Genomic DNA, 5,795 nt, shown 5'->3' with positions numbered 1-5,795 from the left:
ACTTGGTAGTTCTAGTTCTGCTGTATCTAAATATTCCAGTTGAAAATCATAGCCAAGTTTTTGAAACAAAGCTACTATTTTTTGGGGGCTACTAATTTTTCTTAGATCGTCTAATTCTAATGAATGCCCTATCATTATCATCTATCTCCACAATTCATTTATCTTAATATGTTTGCTCCTCATAATATTGGAATTATTGGAATTAAAAGTATTATTTTTTCTGTTTTTTTTCAAGATAGGTAAATTTATGAGGAACATTTTTTTGTATTTCCTGAATAATTGTATGGGTTGTGATAGCGATCATTCTGCGTACTGTTAGGACGATAGAACTCCGTTTCACTTACATTAATACCTATTGTTCCCTCGTTACTCAAAGCTTCAACTCATGCAAAGCTTTACCCTCAGTCAAGAGCAATAGCGATCGCGCTTGGGAAATTTTAGCTATCACTACTATCAAAGAGCTTTATGAATTTGTACTTTTTTATTTTTACCATATTTATATTATTATGTCAATAATTATCATCAAAATATTGATATTATTATGTTTGCAGGCGATCTATCAATCTTATATATGCTTACCATATTAACAAAATTATGTCAAAATTTTATCGTTGGGACTAACATTTAAAGGAAACAGTTAGGATAATTATTTAGAAACTGTTTGTAAACTCATAAAAACCTCTCTCCTACTCCGCTCTTAGGCTTATTAACCCCCATTCCCTTGTAGGGAAGGGGGGCAGGGGGGTTAGGTTTGCGCGGATTCATCGGTTCCATGCAGCACTTCTCAAACAGCTTCTTATATTTAATTAATAAATAGCCTTAAAAATTAACAGCCAAATCTAATTAGCTAATTTTGATAATATATATTCATACATCTGTAATTAGCAGAGAAAGGATTGAAGTAATTAATAATTATTAAATAATCATCAGCAAACTGATATATTTTGACAATAAAATTAACAGTTTTTATGAGGAGAAACTAGGAGAAAAATATGGAAACTCTATTAGGTATTTGTCTAGGTGTAGGGTTGAGTGCAGCTTGTGGGTTTCGCATATTTGTACCCCCACTGGTAATGAGTATTGCAGCACAATCAGGACATTTACAACTATCTGATGATTTTACTTGGATGGGTACCCCGGAAGCAACAGTCGCTTTTGGAGTTGGTGCATTCTTAGAAGTTGGTGCTTATTACATTCCTTGGGTAGATGAGTTACTAGATATTATTGCCACCCCAACAGCAGTCATCGCGGGTACCATAATTACAGGTTCATTTGTTAGCGACATGAGTCCAATGCTACAGTGGACGATCGCTGTGATTGTAGGTGGGGGTGCTGCGGGAACAGTGCAAGGTTTAACAGATGTTACCAGGTTAGCTTCTACAGCTCTCACAGGAGGATTTGCAAATCCTGGAGTTTCCACAATGGAGTTACTTAGTTCCACAGTCTTATCGATGTTAGCGATTTCTGTACCAGTATTAGCTGCTGTAGTAGTATTTGTAGTGATTGGGTTGCTATTATCAGGAGTTAAAGCTTTGCATCGTAAATTGAAGAAAAGAAATAATACAGAAATACCACCGACTGAAATAGAATAGACTTCTGGTGGAAAAGAGGGAGTAGTAGGGACGTTGCATGCAACGTCCGTACAGAGTAGGGAGTAGGGAGAAAGAATTGATGATTTATGAGAGATAATTGATTTTATTTTTGATTATCGGAGATGTCTAATAAATATGGCAAAATAATGTAGAGGGAAACGGTTGTTTACCTCTATTGCTCAATATCTACTCTAGTAGACATAGGCGTGAAAAAGATATAGATTTTTTGAGGTTAGTAGGGAACAGGGAACAGGGAATATATTTTCACGAAAAAGATACGAAAAATGATTTTGGAGAGTTAATTTGACAACTCTAGCTTGTCTTAAATAAAGAGCAATTTTATTTTCTGGAGAGGTCTAGTTATCTTCGTTTCACTTTAGTATTTCCTTTGAACGCTCGTAACTGCTGAAGATTTGCCTGTCCGTTCATTGATGAGAGTAGTCCATATATCGTTGTCGATGATGACAGTAATTACCTCTCCAACTTGAGGTTCAATTGAACTGGCGTAGTAAAGGTCATGTTGCCTGTGGAAACACTCTTGAGTAAGATATTTCTGCCATAATATAATTGGATAATTTAAATATTATGGCGATCGCGACGGGACTCATCCTTTAGCAGAAGGGGATATTTTAAATCTTCAACTGCCTTATTATCAAATTGCTCGCAGTATCGGTATTTCCTATGAAGAATGCCTACATTTAAAAAACTTAAGGGAATCGTTATTTATAAAAGAGGAAGAATAATTATTATTAAAAATTGGGGAAAGTTAGAAAAAGCAATTAAAAATATTGAGGACAGTTAGAAGCATGGAATTAGCTTTTATAACTCCTAACTCCCCCCTTAAAAAGCATTGAATTAATATAACTACCTACCTCTTCCTTTTTTTATACTGAATTAAGCGGATTTAATATGACAACTTGATGCACTTTATTATTCTCCCACAGTTCCGCGATGGACTATCCAATGGTGTAGACAGGCTATAAGTCTATTATACCCACATTTTTCAAGACTTTATAAATACCAAAAAGTTAACAGCTAGTTTCTATAAATGAACTTGAAAATATTGATTATATAACTCACACCTGGGATAACATTTATTACTCTGCCATTTCACTAAACCTAAACTATCTAACTTAAAACCCAACATCCCTGTTAACTGCCCGCTATAATTTTCAGAAATTACATTTTTCATTGCTTCAGCTAACTCTGGATATTCTTCTAAATTCCACAAATGTCGTCGCAAATGGTCGCTATAAATTCCAGTTTCAGTCGTTACATTTTCTGGTAAATCTTCCAGAGTTAAATCTTGTTTAGAAATATGATATAACGCCACCCTAACTAAATAAGGATGACCGCCAACAATTGCCATTAATTTCTTAACTTCTTGTTCAGACCAATTCAAATTATGTCGCGATGCTAAATCCTGAACTTGTTCTTGATTAAATTCTGGTAAATCTATAGGTAATCCTACATTAAAAGGAGATTGATTAATATTCATCGGAATATAAACTTCCGTAGAATGTACTACCAATAACCTTAACTTTTTCCAAATAACTCGTCGCTTTGATTCCTCATGCCAAGCTCTCAATAATCCTAAAAAATCTTCGGCAATATCAGGATATTGAAAAACTCGGTCAATCTCATCTAAACCTAATACTAAAGGATTATCTATTTGTGCTAATAAATATTTCTCAAAATAATCCTTACAATTAACTTTACTACCAAAAATATCATCCCAATAATCATCTAATTGATTAGGTAAACGTAACTCCCTTCCCACATAAGCACAAAACCATTTTAAGAATTGTTCGAGATTACTAAAAACTTCTTTATCTACTAACTGAAAACTCAAGGGTACAGTCCGATATCCTGACTGAGCAGCATGATGCAAAATTCTTGCCATTAAAGAAGTTTTACCCATCTGTCGTGGCGCTTTAATTCTAATTAAACCACTCGGTTGTAATATAGTTTGATAACAACGTTCTTCAATAGGTGGGCGTTCAATATAAAAAGTAGATGCCACATCAATTTGTCCTACCGGTATTTCAGGTTCAGCAGAGGGTAAAGGAGGGCGACTTCCTGACACAATACTACTAATTTCTTCAGTTGGAGAAATTTTTTCTTCCTCCTCTACTTCCGGTGCAATATTTCCCGGTGGAGCAGCTAACAAATTCAAAACTTCCCTCAAAATAACAACACTATCTTCAGGCGATCGCCACTCCCGTTGTTGAATACGATAGAGATAACCGCGCAAGTCATGGTTCAGAGGTGTACTCAGAGAAAAACCTACCCGAATTGGCAAAATTACAGGTTTACGGTCTGGTCGGGAAAATTGTAATTCTCTAGCAAGTTGTACTTGATAGGTGAGCAACTCACTTTGCGCAGACTGGGGAGGCAAAAATAACAGTAAATAGTCACATTGCTTCAACTCTTCATTAATTCGGCGAAACCAATTTTCTCCCAGACGAATGCTATCCGCTCCCATAAACACCTGATGACCAGCAGCACTCAGAGCAGTTTCAAACTGTCGCGCCAATTCTCGATCCGGGTCTTGACTGCGATAACTGATGAAAACTTGGGAACTATTTTGAGTAACTATTTGTTCCTCATCTAGTAGAGGTAACAGTTCCCCTAGGGGTTCTGACTCCGTTTGAGATGAGTTTTGTTTTCCGGAGCGGTGGTCAGTTTCATCTAATGTCAGACCAAAGGTGGCAAAAAGCTGTTGAATTTTGCTGAGGTCTGCACCAACTCGTCCTTGTCTAATTTTACTGATAGTGTCGGAACCCACTCCAGACTCTGCTTCAATTTCTGCCAGAGTACCTCTGAGGTTGTATTCCTGTTTCCATTCTTCAATAGCTTCATTCAATTTTTTCAGTCCAGAAGTTGTGAGAATTCGTCCGCGATCGCGTTTTGACTTTTTTTCCATTTTAAATTAGGGAGTAGGGAGTAGGGAGTAGGGAGTAGGGAATAGAAATAAATTCTCTACTTTATTCCTAATAATCATTTTTATATTTTTAGATTTTTTATTTTACAACAGTTTTCAGGTGAACGAAGCACATTAAAAAAATGATAACCATGTAGGGACCTTTCATGGAACATCCCTACTGTGTGGTCTACTAATTATGAAAACCGCTCTAAGTTATAGTAGCAGTTTGTAATTATTTTAGTCACGAAGCATAGTAGTGGGAGCATCTTGCTCCCTTGTCAGAGGTTTTTCATCCTCAATTTAATAAACCTCTTGCCAAATTTTTAATTAAACCAATTCAAGAAGTCTAATCAACAATTTTATCCCCCCTATTCCCTGACTTCTGCAAGAAGTCTAATATTTTAGAGCTTTTAACGAGGATAACTAATTTTTCCTAATTTAAGGAATTTAGTATTTTAAGACTCTAGCTTCAGCAGTCGGCACTGATAACTGAAATGACGGTTTTCCAGAAGATTTTTAATTTTTTTGATTAACTTCCTAATGTTCTCTACACAAAACTGACGAAAATCTTAAAGTAGTCATATCAATTTTAAATAACTAAACAGAAGTCAAACAATGAGAAACATTTTTCAAACAGGAATTACCACTATTTTAACTACAATATTTTTGAGTATCAATTATCTTACTCCTGCCCAAGCAAATTTAACTTTTGATGATGTAGAAATTGACCAAAAGCAAGTTGTTGCTACGGCAATGCCTCTAAGTTATTTACAAGAAAATTCTGGTTATAAACTGATGATTTTAGAACAGCACTCTAATGAAAGACCTTGTTGGAGAGAAAGTGAAACTAAATTATATCCAATTTTAGTCGAACCTTTACTTTTAAACTTTAATTTTGCTGGAATTTGTAGACAAGCTACTGATAATAATGGTTATTCAATACGGGTAGATGGTAATGATTTATCAATGAGTCATAGATTAATTTTAGAAAATGTTGGTGATGAAATTAAATTATTTGGCATTTCTCTGAGAGGGGATAAAAATTTGATTGGTAGAACTCGCGGACTAAGTGATGGAATGATGAAAATTTTTCTCGAACCAGGTTGGAAATTTACCAAACGTAGCGATCGGGAAAAAGTTCTTAATCATTTTTATTTTAGTTATGATAGTTTTGCTGCTAAACAAGATGCTGTAGAGCAAAAAATAGCTGAGATTGAAGCTCAAATTCCAGATTTTTTAGAGCTGGATGATAATCTAAATAGGGAGTAGGGAATAGA

General features: G+C 35.1%; 3 protein-coding genes. 2 read left to right on the top strand and 1 reads right to left on the bottom strand.

Annotated features, from left to right (window positions below; all coding sequences use genetic code 11):
* The first annotated feature begins 992 nt into the window (after positions 1-992).
* A complete protein-coding gene (locus F6K22_RS29145) occupies positions 993-1,592 on the top strand; it encodes a DUF4126 domain-containing protein (protein ID WP_293106140.1) in 600 nt (199 codons plus the stop codon).
* 1,042 nt (positions 1,593-2,634) lie between these two features.
* Here the strand turns inward: F6K22_RS29145 and F6K22_RS29140 are convergent.
* Positions 2,635-4,518 carry an AAA-like domain-containing protein gene (locus F6K22_RS29140; RefSeq protein WP_293106137.1) on the bottom strand — a complete coding sequence of 628 codons (1,884 nt, stop codon included), beginning with the start codon at positions 4,516-4,518 and terminating at the stop codon, positions 2,635-2,637.
* 615 nt (positions 4,519-5,133) lie between these two features.
* On the opposite strand from F6K22_RS29140, the gene F6K22_RS29135 reads away from it, so the two are divergent.
* The gene (locus tag F6K22_RS29135) at positions 5,134-5,787 is read left to right on the top strand and encodes a DUF3747 domain-containing protein (RefSeq protein WP_293106135.1); all 654 of its coding nucleotides are present in this window, start codon (positions 5,134-5,136) and stop codon (positions 5,785-5,787) included.
* The last annotated feature ends 8 nt before the right edge of the window (positions 5,788-5,795 follow it).

This window comes from Okeania sp. SIO2F4 (assembly GCF_010672385.1).
Classification (GTDB): Bacteria; Cyanobacteriota; Cyanobacteriia; order Cyanobacteriales; family Microcoleaceae; genus Trichodesmium.
This window is presented reverse-complemented; position numbering and strand designations above follow the sequence as displayed.

Bases quoted from the DNA above. Each gene is read 5' to 3' on its own strand.
- F6K22_RS29145 (WP_293106140.1), top strand. From the start codon at position 993: ATGGAAACTCTATTAGGTATTTGTCTAGGTGTAGGGTTGAGTGCAGCT.
- F6K22_RS29140 (WP_293106137.1), bottom strand. From the start codon at position 4,518: ATGGAAAAAAAGTCAAAACGCGATCGCGGACGAATTCTCACAACTTCT.
- F6K22_RS29135 (WP_293106135.1), top strand. From the start codon at position 5,134: ATGAGAAACATTTTTCAAACAGGAATTACCACTATTTTAACTACAATA.